General features: G+C 61.0%; 20 protein-coding genes. 11 read left to right on the forward strand and 9 right to left on the reverse strand.

The window, feature by feature from the left end; all coding sequences use genetic code 11:
* Positions 1–25 precede the first annotated feature (25 nt).
* Positions 26–1,825, reverse strand: coding sequence for a translation elongation factor 4 (lepA, locus tag BM225_RS13670; RefSeq protein ID WP_072705100.1), 1,800 nt, complete (start codon positions 1,823–1,825; stop codon positions 26–28).
* A gap of 306 nt (positions 1,826–2,131) precedes the next feature.
* Here lepA and BM225_RS13675 point away from each other — a divergent pair, with 306 nt between their 5' ends.
* On the forward strand, positions 2,132–2,446 hold the full coding sequence (locus BM225_RS13675) for a hypothetical protein (RefSeq protein WP_072705103.1): 315 nt from the start codon (positions 2,132–2,134) through the stop codon (positions 2,444–2,446).
* Here BM225_RS13675 and BM225_RS13680 read toward each other — a convergent pair.
* Complete coding sequence (locus tag BM225_RS13680) at positions 2,434–2,886, reverse strand: low molecular weight protein-tyrosine-phosphatase (RefSeq protein ID WP_072705106.1); 453 nt, start codon at positions 2,884–2,886, stop codon at positions 2,434–2,436. The two genes, BM225_RS13675 and BM225_RS13680, sit on opposite strands and share 13 nt — an antisense overlap.
* A gap of 54 nt (positions 2,887–2,940) precedes the next feature.
* On the opposite strand from BM225_RS13680, the gene BM225_RS13685 reads away from it, so the two are divergent.
* Entirely contained in the window at positions 2,941–3,639 is a 699-nt protein-coding gene (locus tag BM225_RS13685) for an NAD-dependent deacylase (RefSeq protein ID WP_072705108.1), read from the forward strand.
* Between the two features lie 50 nt (positions 3,640–3,689).
* On the opposite strand, the gene BM225_RS13690 is transcribed toward BM225_RS13685, so the two are convergent.
* The 4 genes from BM225_RS13690 to meaB all read right to left on the reverse strand — a co-directional run bounded on the left by BM225_RS13690 (position 3,690) and on the right by meaB (position 6,102).
* A complete protein-coding gene (locus BM225_RS13690; RefSeq protein ID WP_072705111.1) occupies positions 3,690–4,184 on the reverse strand; it encodes a copper chaperone PCu(A)C in 495 nt (164 codons plus the stop codon).
* A 48-nt stretch (positions 4,185–4,232) separates the two neighbouring features.
* Positions 4,233–4,580 (reverse strand): hypothetical protein, encoded by a 348-nt coding sequence (locus BM225_RS13695; protein WP_072705390.1) that lies wholly within the window; start codon positions 4,578–4,580, stop codon positions 4,233–4,235.
* 106 nt (positions 4,581–4,686) lie between these two features.
* The gene (gene rpmB / locus BM225_RS13700) at positions 4,687–4,977 is read right to left on the reverse strand and encodes a 50S ribosomal protein L28 (protein ID WP_072705113.1); all 291 of its coding nucleotides are present in this window, start codon (positions 4,975–4,977) and stop codon (positions 4,687–4,689) included.
* A 138-nt stretch (positions 4,978–5,115) separates the two neighbouring features.
* Complete coding sequence (meaB, locus tag BM225_RS13705; RefSeq protein ID WP_072705117.1) at positions 5,116–6,102, reverse strand: methylmalonyl Co-A mutase-associated GTPase MeaB; 987 nt, start codon at positions 6,100–6,102, stop codon at positions 5,116–5,118.
* Between the two features lie 97 nt (positions 6,103–6,199).
* On the opposite strand from meaB, the gene hrpB reads away from it, so the two are divergent.
* Positions 6,200–8,635: an ATP-dependent helicase HrpB gene (gene hrpB / locus BM225_RS13710; protein WP_072705120.1), complete on the forward strand. Its 2,436-nt coding sequence runs from the start codon at positions 6,200–6,202 to the stop codon at positions 8,633–8,635.
* A gap of 132 nt (positions 8,636–8,767) precedes the next feature.
* Here hrpB and glyA read toward each other — a convergent pair whose 3' ends face one another.
* A complete protein-coding gene (gene glyA, locus BM225_RS13715) occupies positions 8,768–10,063 on the reverse strand; it encodes a serine hydroxymethyltransferase (RefSeq protein ID WP_072705123.1) in 1,296 nt (431 codons plus the stop codon).
* 165 nt (positions 10,064–10,228) lie between these two features.
* On the opposite strand from glyA, the gene BM225_RS13720 reads away from it, so the two are divergent.
* Genes BM225_RS13720 through BM225_RS13725 form a run of 3 tightly spaced genes read left to right on the forward strand, consistent with a single transcriptional unit; the run spans position 10,229 to position 11,720 of the window.
* Complete coding sequence (locus BM225_RS13720; protein WP_072705126.1) at positions 10,229–10,990, forward strand: NAD kinase; 762 nt, start codon at positions 10,229–10,231, stop codon at positions 10,988–10,990.
* A gap of 41 nt (positions 10,991–11,031) precedes the next feature.
* Positions 11,032–11,199: a hypothetical protein gene (locus tag BM225_RS22175; RefSeq protein WP_245780496.1), complete on the forward strand. Its 168-nt coding sequence runs from the start codon at positions 11,032–11,034 to the stop codon at positions 11,197–11,199.
* Positions 11,169–11,720, forward strand: a complete 552-nt coding sequence (locus BM225_RS13725) for a DUF4396 domain-containing protein (protein WP_245780497.1) — start codon at positions 11,169–11,171, stop codon at positions 11,718–11,720. The genes BM225_RS22175 and BM225_RS13725 overlap by 31 nt, the downstream gene beginning before the upstream one ends.
* Before the next feature lie 51 nt (positions 11,721–11,771).
* Here the strand turns inward: BM225_RS13725 and prpE are convergent, their stop codons facing one another.
* Together prpE and BM225_RS13735 are read right to left on the reverse strand one after the other, a co-directional pair.
* Positions 11,772–13,664 (reverse strand): propionate-CoA ligase PrpE, encoded by a 1,893-nt coding sequence (gene prpE / locus BM225_RS13730; RefSeq protein ID WP_072705129.1) that lies wholly within the window; start codon positions 13,662–13,664, stop codon positions 11,772–11,774.
* Between the two features lie 289 nt (positions 13,665–13,953).
* Positions 13,954–16,233, reverse strand: coding sequence for an NADP-dependent malic enzyme (locus BM225_RS13735; protein ID WP_072705132.1), 2,280 nt, complete (start codon positions 16,231–16,233; stop codon positions 13,954–13,956).
* 198 nt (positions 16,234–16,431) lie between these two features.
* Here BM225_RS13735 and BM225_RS13740 point away from each other — a divergent pair, with 198 nt between their 5' ends.
* Genes BM225_RS13740 through upp form a run of 5 tightly spaced genes read left to right on the forward strand, consistent with a single transcriptional unit; the run spans position 16,432 to position 20,990 of the window.
* Complete coding sequence (locus tag BM225_RS13740; protein ID WP_072705135.1) at positions 16,432–16,827, forward strand: cytidine deaminase; 396 nt, start codon at positions 16,432–16,434, stop codon at positions 16,825–16,827.
* Positions 16,827–18,131: a thymidine phosphorylase gene (locus tag BM225_RS13745; protein WP_072705138.1), complete on the forward strand. Its 1,305-nt coding sequence runs from the start codon at positions 16,827–16,829 to the stop codon at positions 18,129–18,131. The genes BM225_RS13740 and BM225_RS13745 overlap by 1 nt, the downstream gene beginning before the upstream one ends.
* A complete protein-coding gene (locus tag BM225_RS13750) occupies positions 18,128–19,339 on the forward strand; it encodes a phosphopentomutase (RefSeq protein ID WP_072705141.1) in 1,212 nt (403 codons plus the stop codon). Before BM225_RS13745 ends, BM225_RS13750 begins: the two co-directional genes overlap by 4 nt.
* Positions 19,336–20,346, forward strand: a complete 1,011-nt coding sequence (locus BM225_RS13755; RefSeq protein WP_072705143.1) for an adenosine deaminase — start codon at positions 19,336–19,338, stop codon at positions 20,344–20,346. Before BM225_RS13750 ends, BM225_RS13755 begins: the two co-directional genes overlap by 4 nt.
* A complete protein-coding gene (upp, locus tag BM225_RS13760) occupies positions 20,343–20,990 on the forward strand; it encodes a uracil phosphoribosyltransferase (protein WP_276326958.1) in 648 nt (215 codons plus the stop codon). Before BM225_RS13755 ends, upp begins: the two co-directional genes overlap by 4 nt.
* Positions 20,991–21,053 lie beyond the last annotated feature (63 nt).

The following is a 21,053-nucleotide window of genomic DNA, read 5'->3' on the forward strand; positions in this document are numbered from 1 at the left end:
AAGGCGCCCGAAGGCGCCTCTCCAATCAATCGTCCATCTTGAGCGCGTTGATAAACGCCTCTTGGGGGATTTCGACGCGGCCGAACTGGCGCATCTTTTTCTTACCGGCTTTTTGCTTCTCCAGCAGCTTCCGCTTACGAGTAGCGTCACCACCGTAACACTTCGCAGTAACGTCCTTGCGCAGCGCGGCAAGCGTTTCGCGGGCAATCACCTTGCCGCCGATTGCGGCCTGAATCGGGATCTTGAACATGTGGCGAGGGATCAGCTCTTTAAGCTTCTCGCACATGGCGCGGCCGCGCATTTCAGCGCGGGTGCGGTGGACCATGATCGAGAGTGCATCCACAGGCTCGTCGTTCACGAGAATCTGCATCTTCACCAGCGTGTCTTCGCGGTAGCCGGTCATCTGATAGTCAAAGGATGCATAGCCCTTGGTCACCGACTTTAGGCGGTCGTAGAAGTCAAAGACCACCTCGTTCAGCGGCAGGTCATAGACCGCCATCGCGCGGCTGCCCGCGTAGGTCAGATCTTCTTGGATGCCGCGGCGATCCTGACACAGCTTCAGCACGTCACCAAGGTACTCATCGGGGACCATGATCGTCGCTTTGATGCGCGGTTCCTCAATGCGGTCAACCTTCGACGGGTCGGGCATATCAGCCGGGTTGTGCAGCTCGATCAGCTCACCGTCGCGCATGTAGATGTGGTAGACCACGCTCGGCGCGGTGGTGATCAGCTCGATGTTGTACTCGCGCTCGATCCGGTCGCGGATCACCTCAAGGTGCAACAGACCAAGGAAGCCGCAGCGGAAGCCAAAGCCCAGAGCGGCCGAGCTTTCCATCTCGTAGCTGAAGGACGCGTCGTTCAGAGCCAGCTTTTCGATCGCGTTGCGCAGGTCGTCGAATTCGGCGCTGTCCACGGGGAAGAGACCACAGAACACCACAGGGATCGAAGGTTTAAATCCGGGCAGGGCGGTTTCGCAGCCCTTCTTCTCGGTGGTGATCGTGTCACCGACGCGGGTGTCGCGGACCTGTTTGATCGATGCGGTCAGGAAGCCGATCTCGCCCGGTCCAAGCTCTGCGATGTCTTGCATCTGCGGACGGAAGACACCCAGCTTTTCAACGGGGTACTGGCCGCCGGTTTTCATCATTTTGATCCGGTCGCCTTTTTTGATGACACCGTCGACCACGCGGATAATGACCACAACACCGAGGTAGGGGTCATAGTAGCTGTCTACCAGCATCGCCTTGAGCGGTGCGTTGCGGTCGCCTTTGGGCGCAGGCAGGCGGGTGACGATGGCTTCGAGCACATCGGGGATGCCGACGCCGGTCTTGGCCGAGATATGAACGGAGTCTGACGCGTCGATTCCGATCACGTCTTCGATCTGCTCGGCTACTCGCTCGCAATCGGATGCGGGCAGGTCGACCTTGTTCAGGACGGGCACGATCTCGTGGTCCGCGTCGATCGCCTGATACACGTTGGCCAGAGTCTGCGCCTCGACGCCTTGGGTCGAGTCGACAACCAAGAGCGATCCCTCGACCGCCTGCATCGAGCGGCTGACCTCATACGAGAAGTCCACGTGGCCGGGGGTGTCGATCAGGTTCAGCACATAGGTCTGGCCGTCCTTGGCCGGATAGTCGATCCGGACGGTGTTCGCCTTGATGGTGATCCCGCGCTCGCGCTCGATGTCCATGGAGTCCAGAAGCTGGGCCTTCATGTCACGTTCGGCGACGGTGCCAGTCAATTGAATCAGCCGGTCGGCCAGGGTGGATTTACCGTGGTCGATGTGGGCAACGATCGAGAAATTGCGGATGTTCGAGAGCTCTGTCATGCACGGCGATATGCGGTGGAAAACAGGTTTGGTCAAGCGACTCGATGGGGCCAGAGCCCCTGTTTTGCAGCTTTTTGATCGACCGAGCACACCTAACAGATTCGTTCATCGCGCCAGATCACACGGCTGTTGCGATCCCGATGCCCATTTCTGCGCCTGATCTGACGTCCGAAGGGATGGGTTCATCGGCAAATCAATGCCGATGACAACAATTCCATGGAACAAACGGGTAGCGTTTATTGAAAGAAAGCGGCGCTTACGGCATGCTCCTTGCGAATAGCAGTTTATAGCTAGGGACGAGCAGTGATGATCCGCAAAACCGTTACACTTCTGTGCACCGCCGGTCTTCTGGCCAGCGCAACAGCAACCGCCACGCTGGCAGGCCCCGTCGAACGCGCATGCCGCCAATCCGACCGCCCTCAGGCCTCGGCCTCGCTCTGTGGCTGCATTGGCCGTGTCGCCGACCAGACGCTGTCCCGCGCGGATCAGCGCCAGGCCGCAGACTTCTTCAAGGATTCGGACAAGGCGCAGGAGGTCAAAATGTCTGACCGCCGCAGCCACAAGGAATTCTGGGACCGTTACAAGCGTTTCGGCCAAACCGCAGAGCTTTACTGCTCTTGATCGCGCAGCGCGGCGATTAGGCCACGGGCAGCATCCTCGATCATATCCAGCGTGCCGTCGAAATCGCGGCTGTAATAAGGGTCCGGTACATCTGTGCCGGGCTTTTTGCTGTAGTCCGACAGCATGCGCACCGGCGTCGTGTTTCCCTTGGGGCGCATGGCCTGCACATCGCGCTGGTTGTTCTTGTCCATCGTGATGATCAGGTCGAACCGGTCGAAATCGTCTCGGGTAATCTGGCGGGCTCGCAGGGTACTCAGGTCATAGCCGCGCGAGTTGGCGACCGCTTGCATGGGACCGTACGGGGCTTCGCCCACATGCCATGGGCCGGTGCCTGCGCTGTCTAATGTAAGCTCCAAATCCGCTGCCATTGCCCGCACAACGCCCTCTGCCGATGGAGAGCGGCAGATGTTTCCAAGGCAGACGAAGAGGATGCTGGTCATGGCGGGTTTCCTTTGTCAGGGTTGAATAAAAACGGGCTAACAGAGGGCAGGGCAATGGAAAAGATCGTGATTCTCACGGGTGCAGGGATTTCAGCCGAAAGCGGGCTAGGCACATTCCGCGACGAGGGCGGATTGTGGGCGGCACACCGGATCGAAGACGTCGCTACTCCCGAAGGGTTTGCCCGCGATCCGAAGCTGGTCCAGAACTTCTACAACATGCGCCGTGCCCAAGCGCGCAAGGCAGAACCGAATGCTGCCCACTACGCCTTGGCCAAGCTGGAGCAAGAGTTCACGGGCGAAGTCATCATTGTCACCCAGAACGTGGACGGTCTGCACGAGCGCGCCGGAAGCCAGAACGTGATGCACATGCACGGCTTCCTCGAAGGGGCGCTTTGTGCCGGATGCGGACACCGCTGGCCCGCGCCGTTAAACATGAAGATCACCGACCGCTGCCCGAAGTGCAAAGAGGTCGCCACGCGCCCCGACATCGTCTGGTTCGGGGAAATGCCCTACGACATGGAAGATATCTGGGATCACCTGCGAAGCTGCGATTACTTTGTGTCCGTCGGAACCAGCGGGAATGTCTATCCTGCCGCTGCCTTTGTACAAGACGCAGCGCGCCATGGGGCCATCACGATCGAGCTGAACCTAGAGCCCTCTGCCGTGGTGTCTGATTTCGCCGAAAGCCATTGCGGCAAGGCCAGCGACATCGTGCCCGAGTGGGTCGAGAAAATGCTGTCCGTCAGAAAATAAGGGCGGGCCGTTTCCGGCGCCGCCCTTTGTGACCTAGCAGAAGGTTCGCCTTAGTTGCTGTTCATCTTACCGTGGTCCATTTTGCCGTGCTGCATGGCGCCGTGGGCGTCCTGACGCTCCAGATCGACGGGGATTTGGACCTCAATCTCGCCAGCCTTTTCAAAGACCAGCGTGACGTTCAGCATGTTCCCCTGTTCAAAAGGTGCATTGAGGCCCATGAACATGACGTGATCGCCACCGCGCGCCAGCGCGTGGGTGCCGCCTGCGGGTACGGGGAAGCCGTCTTCGTCCTGTCGCATCTGCATGACGCCGTTGCCCGCGTCGATATGGGTGTGCAGCTCAACCTTTTTCGCGGCGTCCGAGCGCGCGTCGATTAGCTGATCGTCTTCGGTGCCGGTGTTTTCGATCACAAAGAACGCCGCCCCGGATTTGGCGACAGGCGAGGCCGAGCGCGCATAGGCATCTTTGATAGCGATTTCAGCGCCTACAGACAGGGGCAGGGCGCAAACAGACAGAGCGGCAATCGCCTTGAGTGCGAAAGTCATAAGGATTTTCCTTGTTCGAGAATGGGATGTTTTGGTCTGAGGTTGGGATCAGGCCAGAACAGGCGGTCCACGGGCGCAGGCCTGCGGGGCGGCTGCGCTGTGGGCGTTCCACGTTTCGACAGGGAAAAAGGCGGCACTTTGGTGAGAAGGCGCAAATGTCTCTGGTTGCCATACAGCGACTGCCGCCAGCAGCGTCAGCGCGCACTCTGGGCAGTAGTGCAGGCTGGCGGGTTTCCCATCGGCGTCTACACCGACGGTCACAGGACCCGTGCCAGTACACAGCTCCATCTGCCCCACTGCGGGGGCCTGCCCGCGAATATAGCCCATGTGCACGGCGGTGAACGCCATGAGACAGGCCAGCAGCAGGCTGAAGATATGGAAACCGAGTTTTCTCATCGCCAAAGATTTACGCAGACCGTGAAGCCGCCACAAGGCTGGGCATAAAAAAAGACCCTGCGCCAATGGCCGCAGGGTCCCTTTTATTCGAGTGCTTAAAAGCAGATTAGGCGTTTGCGGCCTGTGCTTTTGCGATCTCTTTTTTCACCTTCAGAGCGGTCGACGACAGCTCGGTGTCTTTTGCTTTTGCCAGGAACGCGTCCAGACCACCACGGTGGTCGACGCTACGCAGAGCAGCAGCCGAAATGCGCAGCTTCACGCCACGACCCAGAGTCTCGGACTGCAGGGTCACGTCGTTCAGGTTGGGCAGGTAACGACGGCGGGTTTTGTTGTTTGCGTGGCTGACATTGTTGCCAGTCATGGGGCCTTTACCGGTCAGTTCGCAGCGGCGCGACATGTTACTTTCCTCGTTTCGATCTCGATGTCAGTGGCTGGGCGCCACTGCGCCCTCGAATATCAAAGGGGCGCAAATACCTACGCCCCCGGAATCCGTATCGCGGTCGTGTAGGTGAGTTTCAGGAGAACGTCAAGCGATTCACCCGTGACTTAGGCCCAATGTTTTCAACATTTCTTGCGCTGCAAGGCTTGGCGTCGTCTCGCCGGCTGCGACCTCTGTCCCAAGGGCCTGCATTTTATCGCGCAAGGGGCCGGGGGCCGTCAACTGCGCGAGCAGGGTTTGGCGGACCTCTTCTTCGAACCAGTAGCGGGCCTGATCTGCGCGGCGCTGATCAAAGAACCCCTGGTCGCGGCGCCAACCGGACAGGGTCTGCATCTCGTCCCACGCGGTTTGCAGGCCGTTTTCCTCTAGCGCGGAGACGCACATCGCTTTGGGAAAGCCTTCGGGGTCCTGCGGGCGCTTTCGTAGCAGGCGCAAGGCACCGGCGTAGTCGGCTTGAGTGCGGGTCGCGACGGGTTTCAGATCGCCGTCGGCCTTGTTCACCAGAATAATGTCGGCGATTTCCATGATCCCGCGTTTAACGCCCTGAAGTTCGTCACCGCCCGCGGGGGCCATCAGCAGGATGAACAGGTCGGACATCTCGGCCACCACAGTCTCGGATTGTCCGACGCCCACGGTTTCGATCAGGATGATGTCAAAGCCGCTGGCTTCGCACAGGGCGACAGCCTCGCGCGTGCGGCGTGCCACACCGCCAAGGTGCGATTGGCTGGGAGAGGGCCGGATAAAGGCCATGGGATCGCGGCTGAGACGATCCATACGCGTCTTGTCCCCCAGAATAGAGCCACCAGAGCGCGCCGAACTGGGGTCCACCGCCAGAACTGCCACGCGCAGCCCCAGCGCGGTCAGCATCATGCCGAAGCTTTCAATGAACGTGGATTTGCCCACACCGGGCGTCCCCGACAGGCCGATCCGCAGGCCCTGACGGCCACAGGGGCGCAGGTATTCCAGCAGTTCGGTCGCCTGTTCGCGGTGGTCTGCCCGTCCGCTTTCCACCAGCGTGATGGCCCGTGCCAAGGCCCGCCGGTCCCCCGCCAGAATGCGATCGCCCATGTCGGTGATTTTCATTGCCAAACCCTTCCTCCGTATCGCTGGCGTTTGTGCCAAGGGGGCAGGGCGCTGTCCACCCGTGGACGGGCGCTAACACCTGCGTCATAAGCACTATATGACCGAATTGCCCATTCACGCCGCCCTCGATGACTTGATCCAAGCCCTGCGTTCACGCGGCCGCGCCGTGCTGCAAGCGCCCCCCGGCGCAGGCAAGACGACCGTGGTGCCGCTGGCGATGATGCAAGCGGGCCTGACGGACGGGCGCATCGTGATGCTGGAGCCGCGCCGCCTTGCCGCCCGCGCCGCTGCCGAGCGTATGGCCGAGACCTTGGGTGAACCAGTGGGCCAAACCGTGGGCTACCGCGTGCGCGGCGAATCAAAGGTGTCCAAATCCACCCGAATAGAGGTCGTGACCGAAGGCATCCTGACCCGCCGCATTCAGCAGGACCCCGAACTGGCAGGCGTGGGCGCGGTGATCTTTGACGAATTCCACGAACGGTCGCTGAACGCCGATCTGGGACTGGCTTTATGTTTGGAAGTCGCAGGCGCGTTACGGGACGACCTGATGCTGGTGGTCATGTCCGCGACCTTGGACGCAGAGCCTGTGGCGGCCCTGATGGACGCGCCTATGATCACCTCCGAAGGCCGCAGTTATCCGGTGGAAACCCGCTGGCTGGACCGCCCCCTTGGCCCCAAAGCTCGCATTCCTGAGGCAACCGCCGATCTGGTCGTTCAAGCGGTCAAAGAAACCGAAGGCGGCATACTGGTCTTCCTGCCCGGCGAAGGAGAGATCCGTCGCGTCGAGGGGCTGTTGAATGGCCGCCTGCCAGATGGCTGCGTCGTGCGCCCGCTTTTCGGGGCCATGGACTTTGCCGCCCAACGCGCCGCGATCCAGCCTTCCACGTCGGGCCGCAAGATCGTGCTGGCCACGTCTATCGCCGAAACCTCGCTGACCATTCAGGACATCCGCGTGGTGGTCGACGCGGGCCGCGCTCGCCGGTCGCGCTTCGATCCAGCCTCTGGCATGTCCCGTCTGGTGACCGAGCGCGTCACCAAAGCCGAAGCCACCCAGCGCGCAGGCCGCGCGGGACGTGTGGCCGAGGGCACCTGCTACCGCCTCTGGACGCGCGGCGAGGAGGGGGGACTGCAACCGTTCCCCCCAGCAGAAATCGAGAGCGCCGATCTGTCGGGGTTGGTGTTGGAGCTGGCCCAATGGGGCGCGGACCCCCCCGATCTGCCCCTGCTGACCCAGCCCAACGCGGGCTCCTATGCCGAAGCGACCGCGCTGCTGAAAATGCTGGGTGCTTTGGACGACACCGGGCGGATCACCGAGCATGGTCAGAAAATCACCCGCCTGCCGCTGCACCCGCGACTGGCCCATATGCTGACGGTCGCCGGGCGCGATGCGGCGCCTTTGGCTGCACTGCTGGCAGACCGAGACCCCCTGCGAGGTGCCCCGGTGGACCTGTCCCTGCGCGTCGAGGCCATCCGAGATACGCGCCGGTTCATGGAAGAGCGAAATTATCAGCCCCACCGCCCGACGCTGGAGCGCATCAAACAAGAGGCCAAGCGCCTGTCCAAAGACGCTCCCGAAGCTCGCGGACTCAGTCTGCCCGAGATGGCAGCATTGGCCTATCCCGACCGCATTGGTGCTCGCCGCAAGGGCACAGCGCCGCGTTACCTGATGTCCGGCGGCAACGGAGCGGTCCTTGACGAAGCCGACCCATCCGCCAACGCGCCTTACCTCGTGATTACCGACGTGGACGGCGACCGCCGCGAAGCTCGCATCCGACAAGCCATCGAGATCCGCCAATCTGACCTGCGTGCCTTGTTCGAGGACCGCATCGCTTGGCAAGACATCTGCGAATGGTCCCCGCGCGAGGGCCGCGTGATCGTCCGTAAGCAGGAACGCCTTGGCGCGATCGCGCTCGACGACCGTATCTGGCAGGATCCCGATCCGGACCTCGTTGCCCGGGCGATGCTGGACGGCGTGCGCCAACTTCCGCTGCCTTGGACAGACGCTGCCCGCCGTTTCGCCGCCCGCGTGGAACTCGCCCGCCCTCAGGACCCGGGCCTGCCCTCGATGAAGGATGCCGACCTATTGGCTGATGCCGAAGAGTGGTTGCTCCCTTATCTCACCGGGGTGAAAACATCCGCGGCGTGGAAAAACTTTGACATGCTGCCCGCCTTACGCGCGCGGCTCGACTATGCTCAGATGCAGGCGCTGGATCAAAAGACGCCAGCCCATTTCACCACGCCCCTCGGACGGCAAATCCCGATCGACTATAGCGGCGAGCACCCCGAGATCGAACTGCGCCTGCAAGAGATGTTCGGCCAAACGACCCATCCGACGGTGGCAGGGCAGCCCTTGCGCGTGACGCTGCTCTCTCCAGCGCGGCGTCCCGTTCAAACGACGATGGATATCCCCGGCTTCTGGGATTCCTCCTACGAAGATGTGCGGAAAGACATGCGCGGGCGCTATCCTAAACACCCTTGGCCCGACGATCCGCGCCAAGCTGATCCGACGTTGCGCATGAAACCACGGTCGTGACTTGAGTATTTATCGCAAAAAGAAGGGCGGGTTTTCGCGTCTTTTTGCCTTCAAATACACAAATAAAAAGGCCGCCCCGAAAGGCGGCCTGAAAACCAATCGAGCGCGCGGGCGTGCCCGCGCTCCGCTAGATTAGAGGTTCGGGTACATCGGGAAGCGCGCGCAGAGTTCTGCGACTTCGCCGCGGACCTTGGCTTCGACTTCGCCGTTGCCCTCTTCGCCGTTTGCAGCCAGACCGTCGACAACTTCAATGATCCATTTGCCGATCTGACGGAACTCTTCCTCACCGAAGCCACGGGTCGTGCCGGCGGGCGAGCCCAGACGGATGCCGCTGGTGATGGTGGGCTTTTCGTCGTCAAACGGCACGCCGTTCTTGTTGCAGGTGATGTGCGCGCGGCCCAGAGCGGCCTCGGTCGCGTTGCCCTTCACGCCTTTGGGGCGCAGGTCAACGAGCAACAGGTGCGTGTCGGTGCCGTGGGTCACGGTGTCCACGCCGCCCTTGTGCAGCTCGTCAGCCAATGCCTGAGCGTTCTTGATGACCTGCTTCTGGTACTCTTTGAAGTCGGGACGCAGCGCTTCGCCGAAGGCGACCGCTTTGGCCGCGATCACGTGCATCAGGGGGCCGCCCTGAATGCCGGGGAAGATCGCCGAGTTCACTTTCTTGGCGATAGCTTCGTCGTTGGTCAGGATCATGCCGCCACGGGGACCGCGCAGGGTCTTGTGGGTGGTGGTGGTCGCAACATGCACGTGGGGGAAGGGGTTGGGGTACTCGCCCGCAGCCACCAGACCCGCAAAGTGCGCGATGTCCGCCATCAGGTAGGCGCCAACGCTGTCAGCGATTTCACGGAACTTCGCGAAGTCGAGCTGACGCGGGATCGCCGAACCGCCAGCCACGATCAGGGCAGGCTTGTGCTCGTTCGCCAGTTCCTGGATCTGGTCGTAGTCCACGTCGAGGGTCTGACGGGTCACGCCGTACTGAACCGCGTTGAACCACTTGCCCGACTGGTTCGGCTTTGCGCCGTGGGTCAGGTGACCGCCAGCATCAAGGCTCATGCCCAGAATGGTGTCGCCGGGTTTGATGAGCGCTTGGAAGACGCCCTGGTTGGCCTGCGAGCCCGAGTTGGGCTGGACGTTGGCAAACTCACAGCCGAACAGCTGCTTGGCGCGGTCGATCGCCAGGTTTTCAGCGATGTCGACGTACTGGCAGCCACCGTAGTAGCGGCGACCCGGGTAGCCTTCGGCGTACTTGTTGGTCATGACCGAACCCTGTGCTTCGAGCACAGCAGCCGATACGATGTTCTCGGACGCGATCAGTTCGATCTCGTCGCGCTGGCGGCCCAGTTCCTGACGGATTGCGCCGAACAGGTCAGCGTCGCGGGATTCCAGCGATTCAGTGAAAAAGCCATTGTCACGGTGAGGGGCGTTCATGGGTGCCTCCGAAGCCAAAGGATGTGATTGGCGCTGTTCCTATAGGAAAGTGTAACAAAGGCAAAGATCGTAAAACGACCTAGTGCATCTTGGCCGCGGCAATGCTGGCACTTCGGGGAAACTTGTGGTTGTTTCGGAACCGACCTCTCCTTCAGGAAACAGGGTATGACGATCCGAATTGCTTTTAGCGCCAGTTCCGCCCCGATTGCGCAATCCGCCAAAGAGGCTTTGGTGCGCCGTTATGGAGAGGTCCCTCTGGAGGAGGCCGATGTGATCGTCGCCTTGGGAGGCGACGGGTTTATGTTGCAGACCTTGCACGCGACCCAAGACCTGCCAGCGCCTGTTTACGGCATGAACCGTGGCACAGTTGGCTTTCTGATGAACGAATATTCCGAGGCGGATTTGCCCGGCCGTCTGGCGCGCGCCGAAGAAGAGATCATAAATCCCTTGGCCATGAAAGCTGTGACCGTTGACGGAGAAGAGCACGAGGCTTTGGCCATCAACGAGGTCTCTTTGATCCGGAATGGTCCTCAGGCGGCCAAGTTGCGAATCACGATCGACGGACGGTTGCGGATGAAAGAATTGGTCTGCGATGGCGCGCTGGTCGCCACGCCAGCGGGGTCGACCGCGTACAACTATTCGGCGCATGGTCCGATCCTGCCGATTGGCGCAGACGTTTTGGCGCTGACGGCGATTGCGCCGTTTCGTCCCAGGCGGTGGCGCGGGGCGCTCCTGCCCAAGCGGGCCGTCGTCCGGTTCGATGTAATTGATTCGGGGAAACGTCCGGTCATGGCGGATGCAGATTCGGCGTCCGTCACCAACGTCGCCTCGGTCGAGATCCACGTCGCGCCAGAGATCAAACACAAGATCCTGTTCGATCCGGGCCATGGCCTCGAAGAACGTCTGATCCGAGAACAATTCGTCTAAGGCCTCCGTTGGCTTCCTGAAACATTTTTCAGGAGAGCATTTTGGACAGTCTTGTGGCGCTTTTGTCGTCTCCGACATTTCTGATCACTTGGGGCTGCCTTGTGGTGGTCAGCCAGATCATTCTTCAGGTCGATCTTTATAAGAACAACAGCCATCTGATGTCGCTGATGAAGCTCGTGTGGAGCTTTACTCGGGGCCAATCGGTCTGACGATCTACTGGTTCTCGGGCCGCAAAGAGATTTCGGATGACGGCGACTATCGCCGCGCGTTTCGGTCCGTCGCGCACTGCTATTCTGGCTGTGGGCTGGGGGAACTGACGGGTCTGCTGATCACCGTCGGCATTTTTGGGGCGAGCCAGTGGGTGGTCGTTCTGGTGACCTTTATGCTGGCCTATGCAGCGGGCTATGCGCTGACAGTTGGGCCGCTGTTGCAAGACGGGGTCGGGCTGAAATCGGCGCTGAAGGACGCAGTGTTTTCAGAGACGCCCAGTATTTTTGTGATGGAGGTTGTGGGGATCACTGTCGATCTGCTGGTGGCAGGCAACGCCGGACCGCATCAGCCGCTGTTTTGGTCCTCGCTGGTTCTGTCGCTCGGTTGCGGTCTGGTGGCGGCGTGGCCGGTGAACCTTTGGCTGATCCGTCACGGTATTAAGGAAGGCATGATGGACCCGCGCATGACTGATCACGGGGATCATCATGAGCATCACCATGGCGAGCACGCCCACGGTTAAACGAAAATGGCCACCCTGTGATGGGGTGGCCATTGTTCAGTCTTCAATACCTTAGCTGGCCGGATAGCCGAGCGTTTTCAGAGACGTCGCAATCTCGTCGAGGATCGCGGGGTCGTCGATGGTGGCGGGCATCTTGAACTCTTCGCCATCTGCGATCTTGACCATGGTGCCGCGCAAGATTTTGCCCGAGCGGGTCTTGGGCAGGCGATCCACCACAACTGCCAGTTTAAAGGCCGCCACGGGGCCGATCTTGTCACGGACGAGCTTGACGCATTCCTTGACCACATCCGCGTGGTCGCGGTCGCAGCCCGAGTTCAGGCACAGGAAGCCAAGGGGCAGCTGGCCCTTCAGTTCGTCCGCCACGCCGATCACCGCGCATTCGGCCACATCGGGGTGCGAAGCCAGAACCTCCTCCATGCCGCCAGTCGAGAGGCGGTGGCCTGCGACGTTGATCACGTCATCGGTGCGCGCCATGATATAGAGGTAGCCGTCCTCGTCCTTCATGCCCGCATCGCCGGTTTCGTAATAGCCGGGGAAGGTGTTCAGATAGCTCTTCTTGAAGCGCTCTTCGGCGTTCCACAGGTTGGGCAGGGTGCCGGGGGGCAGGGGCAGCTTGATCGCGATCGCGCCAAGGGTGCCTGCCTCGACCGGATGACCGGCCTCGTCCAGAATTTGCACATCGTAGCCGGGCATCGGAACCGAAGGGCTGCCGAGTTTGACAGGCAGCTCTTCAATCCCCAGCGGGTTCGCGGCGATCGCCCAACCTGTTTCGGTCTGCCACCAGTGGTCGATGATCGGAACGTTCAGCTTTTCCTGTGCCCATTCGATGGTCGCGGGGTCCGCGCGTTCGCCCGCCAGATATACGGCGCGCAGTCCGCTCAGGTCGTACTTCTTGATGAACTCGCCGGTCGGGTCTTCGCGGCGCACTGCGCGGAAGGCGGTCGGCGCAGTGAAGAAGGATTTGACCTTATGCTCGTCGATAATGCGCCAGAAGGTGCCCGCATCGGGGGTGCCAATGGGCTTGCCTTCGAAGACGATGGTGGTGTTGCCGGTGATCAGCGGACCATAGCAGATATAGCTGTGCCCCACGACCCAACCCACGTCCGACGCGGCCCAGAAGACTTCGCCGGGCTCGACGTTGTAGATGTTCTTCATGGTCCAGTTCAGCGCGACTAGATGGCCCGCGGTGGGGCGCATCACGCCCTTTGGCTGGCCCGTGGTACCCGACGTGTAGAGGATATAGGCCGGGTGGTTGCCCTCGACCGGAACGCATTCCGCAGGCTCAACACCGTATTGGAAGCCGTGCCAGTTGTAATCGCGGCCCTCTTCCAGATGGGCGACTTCCTGTTCGCGCTGGAAAATCACGCAGAAGTCAGGCTTGTGCTGCGCCAGTTCAATCGCGCCATCGAGCAGGGGCTTGTAGTGGACCACGCGGCCGGGCTCGATCCCGCAGGAGGCTGCGATGATCGCCTTGGGTTTTGCATCATCGATCCGAACCGCCAGTTCGTTCGCGGCAAAGCCGCCGAACACGACTGAATGGATCGCACCGATACGGGCGCAGGCCAGCATCGCCTCAAGCGCTTCGGGGATCATGGGCATGTAGATGATGACGCGATCACCCTTTTCGACGCCCTTGGCGCGCAGTGCACCGGCCAAGCCAGCGACGCGGTTGCGCAGTTCGAAGTAGCTGATCTCGCGTTTGGTGTGGGTGACAGGGCTGTCATAGATGATCGCGGTCTGGTCGCCACGACCTGCCTCGACGTGGCGGTCCACGGCGTTCCAACAGGTGTTGACCTTGGCATCCGCAAACCACTCGTACAGGGGGGCATTGTCGTCGTGCAAAGCTTTGGTGGGCTTCTGGTCCCAGTCAATCGCCTCGGCCTGAGCCATCCAGAACCCCTCGGGGTCGTCCTGCCAGCTCTTGTAAATATCCTGATAGCTCATGCCGTGCTCCTCCAAATTCTCCTCCGTCAAAGTGCTAGGGCACCGAGGGGCGTTTGGGCAAGCGCGTTACCGTCAACATTGGGACGAATTTGCAAAATGCCGCAGGTGCAGCATCATGTGGTTTGCAAACCCTTTTCAACTTTTCAGCTGTGCGGTCAGAAATCTGTCAATTTGCAAACCTCAGCCCTGTGGGGCTGCAAATCCGCGTGTGTTCAGAGAATCACCTGACCCTAAACGAGAACAGCACCGGAGGGCCGGTGCTGTCCATTGGTGAATTCGGGCTATCGGGTTAACCGTAGTGCGCTACAGGTGTTCCCGCGATCGCAGCCATGTTCAGCAACCCGCGCGAACTGATCGAGTGGTTCACGATGTGCGCGCGGTTGCCCATGCCCATCAGGATTGGGCCCACTTCAAGTCCGCCGCCCTTCATCTTGAGGATGTTGCGCACGCCGGATGCTGCATCTGCATGGCCAAAAACCAGCACGTTCGCGGCGCCTTGCAAACGGTTCTGCGGGAATACGCGGGCGCACAGATCGGGGTCGAGCGCGGCGTCAATGTTCATCTCGCCTTCGTAGATGAAGTCGCGGGGCAGGCTGTCCAGAATGTCGATCGCGGCGCGGATGCGCTGGCCAGTATCACAGTTGGTCGAGCCAAATTGCGACTGGGCGCAGAGCGCGATGCGCGGGGTCAAGCCAAAGCGTTTGACGTGACGCGCCGCGCCGATGACGGACTGCGCGATCTCTTCGGGTGTGGGCTCCGAGCGGACGTGGGTGTCCGCGATGAATAGCGGGCCGTCCTCTAGGATCATCATCGACAGGGCACCGTGGGGGCGGTGCTTCTTGCTGCCGAGGATCTGCTCCACGTATTTCAGGTGCCAGCGGTATTCGCCGAACGTGCCGCAGATCATGCTGTCTGCTTCGCCGCGCTGCACCATGACGGCGGCAATCGCGGTGGAGTTGGTGCGCATGATCGCACGGGCCAGATCGGGCGTGACGCCGTCGCGGCACATAATCTGATGATAGGTCTCCCAGTAATCGCGGTAGCGCGGATCGTTCTCGGGGTTCACCAAATCAAAGTCGCGTCCGTGGCGAATGTTCAGGCCCATACGCTCGCAGCGCATCTCGACCACTTCGGGGCGACCGATCAAGATCGGTTTCTCGGTGGTTTCTTCGAGGATCGCTTGGGCGGCACGCAAGACGCGCTCGTCCTCGCCCTCGGCAAAGACGATGCTGCGCGAGGCCGAGCGGGCGGCGTCGAATACGGGGCGCATTAACAGAGCGGATTTGAACACGGACTGGTTCAGACGCTCTTTGTAGGCCTCAATATCATCCAGTGGTCGGGTCGCTACGCCGGTTTCCATCGCGGCCTTGGCAACCGAACTGGAGACGACGCCTACCAGACGCGGGTCGAACGGTTTGGGGATCAGGTAGTCCGCGCCAAAGGTCAGCTGCTCGCCCTGATAGGCGGCGGCAGCCTCTGCGCTGGTGGTAGCGCGGGCAAGGGCGGCGATGCCGTCAATGCAGGCTAGCTGCATCTCGTCGTTGATCTCGGTCGCGCCCACGTCCAGCGCCCCGCGGAAGATGAACGGGAAACACAGGACATTGTTCACCTGATTGGGGAAGTCGCTGCGGCCCGTCGCGATGATCGCGTCAGGGGCTACTTCGCGTGCCAAATCGGGCAGGATTTCGGGGTTCGGGTTCGCCAGAGCAAAGATGATCGGTTGCTTGGTCATCTTCGAGACCATCTCGGGCTGCAGCACATTCGGGCCCGATAGGCCAAGGAACATGTCCGCGCCATCAATCACGTCTTCCAAAGTGCGCAGGCCAGACTTCTGGGCAAAGGCTGCCTTCTGTGGGTTCATATCCACATCGCGCCCTTCGTACACCAGACCATGAATGTCGCAGAGCCAGACGTTCTCGCGTTTCACACCCAGCTTCAGCAGCATGTTCAGACACGCGATACCTGCCGCGCCGCCGCCGGTCGAGACGATCTTGATGTCTTCGAAATTCTTGCCCGCCACGTGCAGCGCGTTCGTGGCGGCTGCGCCGACAACGATCGCGGTGCCGTGCTGGTCGTCGTGGAAGACGGGGATGTTCATCCGTTCGCGGCAGATTTTCTCGACGATAAAGCAATCGGGGGCCTTGATGTCCTCAAGGTTCACCGCGCCAAACGTCGGTTCCAGCGAGCACACGATGTCAGCCAGCTTCTCGGGATCGCTTTCGTTCACCTCGATGTCAAAGGCATCGATGTTCGCGAACTTTTTAAAGAGGACGGCTTTGCCTTCCATCACGGGCTTTGATGCCAGCGCGCCGATATTTCCCAGGCCCAGAACTGCGGTGCCGTTTGAAATCACTGCCACCAGGTTGCCCTTGGATGTGTAGCGGGCGGCGTTCTGCGCGTCTTCCTTGATCTCGAGGCAGGCTTCGGCGACGCCGGGCGAGTAGGCGCGGCTCAGGTCGCGGCCGTTGGCCATCGGTTTGGTTGCGCGAATTTCAAGCTTACCGGGCTTGGGGTGTTCGTGATAAAACAGAGCTGCCTGACGCAGCGTTTCATTCTGTTGCTCTGACATGACGCGTCCCCTTTGGGAATTTTTGTTTAGCGTTAAACTATTTTTTGTCACGTTTAAAGGTGGCGAATTGTAAAACCTTCGCCGCACTGCCGCAAAAAGGCGGTGACGTGGCGTGGTTCCGCCGGTCAGGCACTTGCCAATTTCGATGCGACACGGTTCACTACCTTTGACCATTTGATCAAACGGTGGAGAGCTTGGATGTCCTTGCGCGATGACGCGATGAAAGTGCGTGAAAATGCCTATGCGCCCTATTCGAAATTCAAGGTCGGGGCGGCTGTTCGGGCCACCGATGACATCGTACATCAAGGCTGCAACGTCGAGAATATCGCCTATCCCGAGGGGACCTGCGCCGAAGCGGGTGCGATCGCGGCCATGTGCGCAGCGGGCGGCAGCCGCGACATCGCCGAAGTTTATGTGATCGCGGACAGTCCGACGCCCGTGCCGCCCTGCGGTGGCTGTCGCCAGAAACTGGCTGAGTTCGGCAAGGCCGATACGCCTGTGACGCTGGCGACTGTCGATGGCGCAGAATTCAAAACCACGATCGGGGATTTGCTGCCCGGCATGTTTGACGCCAGCCATTTGGTACGCACCTGATGGACACGCGTGGTCTGCTGTCTGACCTGAGGGCGGGCCGCGTGCCTGCGTCCGATGACCTGCGGGCCTTTGCTCGAGGGCTGGGTACGGGCGAGGTCAGCGATGCGCAGGCTGGTGCGTTCGCGATGGGTGTCTGCCTTGGCGCTTTGGGACAGGAGGGGCGTGTTGCCCTGACGCTCGCGATGCGCGACAGCGGTGATTGCCTGTCTTGGGATCTGAGCGGACCGGTGCTGGACAAGCACTCAACTGGCGGGCTGGGGGACTGCACCAGCCTGATCATCGCGCCTGCGCTGGTGGCATGCGGTGCCTATGTGCCAATGATCTCTGGCCGCGGGCTAGGGCACACTGGCGGAACACTGGACAAGCTGGAAGCGATCCCCGATTTGCGCACCGACCTGTCCGAGGCGCGATTGCGCCGTCAGGTTGCCGAAGTGGGCTGCGCTATTGTTGGGGCCACGGGCCGGATCGCGCCTGCGGACAAGCGGCTCTATGCGGTACGGGATGTGACCTCGACCGTGGATAGCCTTGATCTGATCACGGCCTCGATCCTGTCCAAAAAACTGGCGGCAGGGCTTGGCGCACTGGTGCTGGATGTAAAGTGGGGCACGGGCGCGTTCATGACATCGCCCGAGGCCGCGCGAGGCCTAGCGCAGTCTCTTGTGAGCACCGCAAATGCGGCTGGGTGCCCAACGACTGCCCTGATCTCTGACATGAACCAGCCGTTGGCCTCCGCCATGGGCAACGCTTTGGAAATTGCCGGGGCGATGGCGGTTTTGACAGGTGCTGCGCGTGGGCCGCTCTTTGATCTTTCCTGCGCTTTGGGGGCCGAGGTTTTGGTGTCTGGCGGATTGGCACAGACTGTCGCGCAGGGAGTGACCCAGATGCAAACCGCGATCACCAGTGGTGCAGCAGCCGAGGTTTTCGAACGCACGATCGCAGCCCAAGGCGGGCCACGCCGGTTCGCCAGCGAGTGGGCTGCCTTGTTGCCCGAAGCGACCGTGATCCAAGAGGTGTACACGCCCGAAGCGGGCGTTGTGACTGCCATGGACGGCAAGGCGTTGGGGTCTGCCGTAGTCGCATTAGGCGGCGGCCGGTTGGTCGAGACGGATCAGGTCGACCCATCCGTCGGAATATCGGACATGGTGCGGTTGGGGCAGCGGCTGGATCGCGGCGCCCCCATCGCTCGCATCCATGCGCGGACCGAGGCCGAAGCAGACCGCGCGGCGCAGGTTGTGCTTGCGGCGGTGCAAATCGGCGAAGCGGTCGACCCCGCGCCTTTGGTTGTCGAAAGGATCACGGCATGACCCGCGCATTTCTGGTGGTAATGGACTCGGTCGGGATCGGCGGCGCGCCGGATGCGGATCAATTCTATAACGGCGATCTTCCGGACACAGGGGCGAATACGCTGGCGCATATCGCCGAAGCCTGTGCCGCTGGCCGCGCCGAAGAGGGACGGAGCGGACCGCTGGCGTTGCCCGTGCTGGACGCGCTAGGCTTGTCTGCCGCAGTTCAATTGGCAAGCGGCGCACAGGCAGAGGGCCTTGGCGCAGTGCCTTCTGGTCTGTGGGGCGCGGCGACCGAGATCAGCCGTGGCAAGGATACCCCGAGCGGCCACTGGGAGTTGGCGGGGGTGCCAGTGCCCTGGGACTGGACGTATTTTCCCGACACCGTTCCTGCGTTTCCCAGTGATCTGGTCGCAGAGGTCGCCAAAGCGGCGGGTGCCGATGGTATCCTTGGCAACTGCCACGCCAGTGGGACAGCGATCATCGACAAACTGGCCGAAGAGCATATCCGAACCGGACAGCCGATTTGCTACACCTCTGCCGACAGCGTGTTCCAGATCGCCGCGCACGAAGAGCATTTCGGTCTAGAATGCCTGTTAAAGCTGTGCGCGGACATCGCGCCGACGTTGCACGAGATGAAGATTGGCCGCGTGATTGCGCGGCCGTTCATCGGGGATGCGGAAACAGGCTACACCCGCACGACCAACCGCAAGGATTTCGCGCTCGCGCCACCTAGCCCGACCCTGTGCGATTGGGTTAGCGGGGCAGGGCGCGAAGTGATCGGCGTGGGCAAGATTGGCGACATCTTTTCCATGCAGGGAATCACCCAACTGCACAAAGGCAGCGATGCGCAGCTGATGGACCATCTGGACCGGCTGGTCGATGACGCGCCTGAGGGCAGCCTGACCTTTGCCAATTTCGTCGAGTTTGACAGCCTCTATGGGCACCGCCGCGATGTGTCCGGCTATGCCCGCGCGTTGGAATGGTTTGATGCGCGGATCGGGGCGATCCTACCGCGCTTGCATGATGGGGATCTGCTGATCGTCACTGCCGACCACGGGAACGATCCTACGTGGCACGGAACGGACCATACCCGCGAACGCGTGCCCGTTTTGGGCTATGGCGTGGGAGCGAAGCCGATCGGACAGGTTGCCTTTGCCGACGTGGCTGCCAGTATCGCGGCACACCTGAATATCCCCGCCCAAGGGCCGGGAAGGAGCTTTGTATGACAGAAGAAGAGATGGAACATCCGCCAGTCAACCTGCCCAAGGTCGAACTGCACACCCATATCGAAGGGGCCGCGCAGCCGGACTTTATCCGCCAACTGGCGTTCGAGAAGAAGACCGACATCAGCGGGATTTTCGACGCGCGCGGGGCCTACAAGTACCAAGGGTTCCTCGAATTCCTACAGGTCTACGAGGCTGCGACCACGGTCCTGAAATCGCCCGAAGATTTTCGCCGTCTGACTTTGTCTGTGCTAGAGAATGCCGCCCAGAATGGCGTCATCTATATGGAAAGCTTCCTGTCGCCCGAATTCTGCGGTGGGGCAGACGTGGGCGCGTGGACCGAATACCTGCACGCCATTCAGGACGGTGCCGCCGAGGCGGAAAAGAAATATGGGATCGCCATGCGCGGCGTCGTGACCTGCATCCGCCATTTCGGACCGGATAACGCTAAGCAGGCCGCGATCTGCGCCGCCGAAACAGCCGGTGATTTCGTGACCGGCTTTGGCATGGGCGGCGATGAAAACGCGGGCCACCAGCGCGACTTCTTGTGGGCCTATGATTGCGCCCGAGAGGCTGGATTGGGCCTGACCACCCACGCCGGTGAATGGCGCGGCCCCCAAGAGGTGCGCGATGCCATCGACGATCTGAAAGTCACCCGCATCGGCCACGGCGTGCGCTGCATCGAGGATATGCGACTCGTCGAACATCTGGCCGAACGAGAGATCACGCTAGAGGTCTGCCCGGGCTCCAACGTCGCGCTCGGCGTGTTTCCCGATCTGAAAAGCCACCCGATTGAGCGGCTGCGCGCGTATGGGGTGAAAGTCACGGTATCGACCGACGATCCGCCTTTCTTCCACACAACGATGCAGCAAGAGTACGCTGGACTGACGAAAACCTTTGGCTGGGACAACCGCCATTTCAAAGAAATCACCCTCAATGCCGTCGCGGCTGCCTTCTGCGATCAAGCCACAAAAGACGCGCTGACTAAACGACTGGAGGACGCATTTTGATCGACCAATCCAACCCGCCCCACCTGACTGTCGTCGATCACCCGCTGGTCCAGCACAAGCTGACCCATATGCGCAAAGTGGGAACACCCACCGGTGTCTTTCGGCAACTCCTGCGCGAGATCAGCCAACTCTTGGCCTACGAGATCACGCGTAATCTGGAGATGACCAAAGAGGCCATCGAAACCCCTTTGTGTCCGATGGAAGCGCCGGTTTTGGATGGCAAGAAACTGGCCCTGATTTCAATCCTGCGGGCAGGTAATGGCCTTTTGGACGGCGTTCTCGAACTGGTACCCTCTGCGCGCGTCGGCTTTGTCGGACTGTATCGTGATGAGGAAACACTGGAGCCGGTAGAGTACTATTTTAAGGTGCCCGAAGCGATGGGCGAACGTCTGGTGATTGCCGTGGACCCCATGCTGGCGACCGGAAACTCGGCCGTGGCCGCGATCGATATGCTGAAAAAGGCAGGGGCCAAGAATATCCGTTTCATGTGCCTTTTGGCTGCGCCAGAGGGTGTGGAAACAATGCGCAAGGCGCACCCTGATGTTCCGATCGTCACAGCCTCGCTTGATGAGCGTTTGAATGAACAGGGATACATCGTTCCTGGTCTCGGCGATGCCGGAGATCGGATGTTTGGCACTAAGTGATGTGGTAGTTATTGCGTTACCCCCAACCACTGTGCAATCTGTGCACAGTGTTACTGGGGGTTT

It is taken from the genome of Donghicola eburneus, from assembly GCF_900115865.1.
GTDB lineage: Bacteria > Pseudomonadota > Alphaproteobacteria > Rhodobacterales > Rhodobacteraceae > Donghicola > Donghicola eburneus.

Bases quoted from the DNA above. Each gene is read 5' to 3' on its own strand.
- meaB (WP_072705117.1), bottom strand. From the start codon at position 6,102: ATGAAAATCACCGACATGGGCGATCGCATTCTGGCGGGGGACCGGCGG.
- hrpB (WP_072705120.1), top strand. From the start codon at position 6,200: ATGACCGAATTGCCCATTCACGCCGCCCTCGATGACTTGATCCAAGCC.
- BM225_RS13745 (WP_072705138.1), top strand. From the start codon at position 16,827: ATGGACACGCGTGGTCTGCTGTCTGACCTGAGGGCGGGCCGCGTGCCT.
- BM225_RS13720 (WP_072705126.1), top strand. From the start codon at position 10,229: ATGACGATCCGAATTGCTTTTAGCGCCAGTTCCGCCCCGATTGCGCAA.
- BM225_RS13735 (WP_072705132.1), bottom strand. From the start codon at position 16,233: ATGTCAGAGCAACAGAATGAAACGCTGCGTCAGGCAGCTCTGTTTTAT.
- BM225_RS13675 (WP_072705103.1), top strand. From the start codon at position 2,132: ATGATCCGCAAAACCGTTACACTTCTGTGCACCGCCGGTCTTCTGGCC.
- BM225_RS13740 (WP_072705135.1), top strand. From the start codon at position 16,432: ATGTCCTTGCGCGATGACGCGATGAAAGTGCGTGAAAATGCCTATGCG.
- BM225_RS13695 (WP_072705390.1), bottom strand. From the start codon at position 4,580: ATGAGAAAACTCGGTTTCCATATCTTCAGCCTGCTGCTGGCCTGTCTC.
- BM225_RS13680 (WP_072705106.1), bottom strand. From the start codon at position 2,886: ATGACCAGCATCCTCTTCGTCTGCCTTGGAAACATCTGCCGCTCTCCA.
- lepA (WP_072705100.1), bottom strand. From the start codon at position 1,825: ATGACAGAGCTCTCGAACATCCGCAATTTCTCGATCGTTGCCCACATC.
- BM225_RS13755 (WP_072705143.1), top strand. From the start codon at position 19,336: ATGACAGAAGAAGAGATGGAACATCCGCCAGTCAACCTGCCCAAGGTC.
- rpmB (WP_072705113.1), bottom strand. From the start codon at position 4,977: ATGTCGCGCCGCTGCGAACTGACCGGTAAAGGCCCCATGACTGGCAAC.
- BM225_RS13685 (WP_072705108.1), top strand. From the start codon at position 2,941: ATGGAAAAGATCGTGATTCTCACGGGTGCAGGGATTTCAGCCGAAAGC.
- BM225_RS13750 (WP_072705141.1), top strand. From the start codon at position 18,128: ATGACCCGCGCATTTCTGGTGGTAATGGACTCGGTCGGGATCGGCGGC.
- BM225_RS13690 (WP_072705111.1), bottom strand. From the start codon at position 4,184: ATGACTTTCGCACTCAAGGCGATTGCCGCTCTGTCTGTTTGCGCCCTG.
- prpE (WP_072705129.1), bottom strand. From the start codon at position 13,664: ATGAGCTATCAGGATATTTACAAGAGCTGGCAGGACGACCCCGAGGGG.
- glyA (WP_072705123.1), bottom strand. From the start codon at position 10,063: ATGAACGCCCCTCACCGTGACAATGGCTTTTTCACTGAATCGCTGGAA.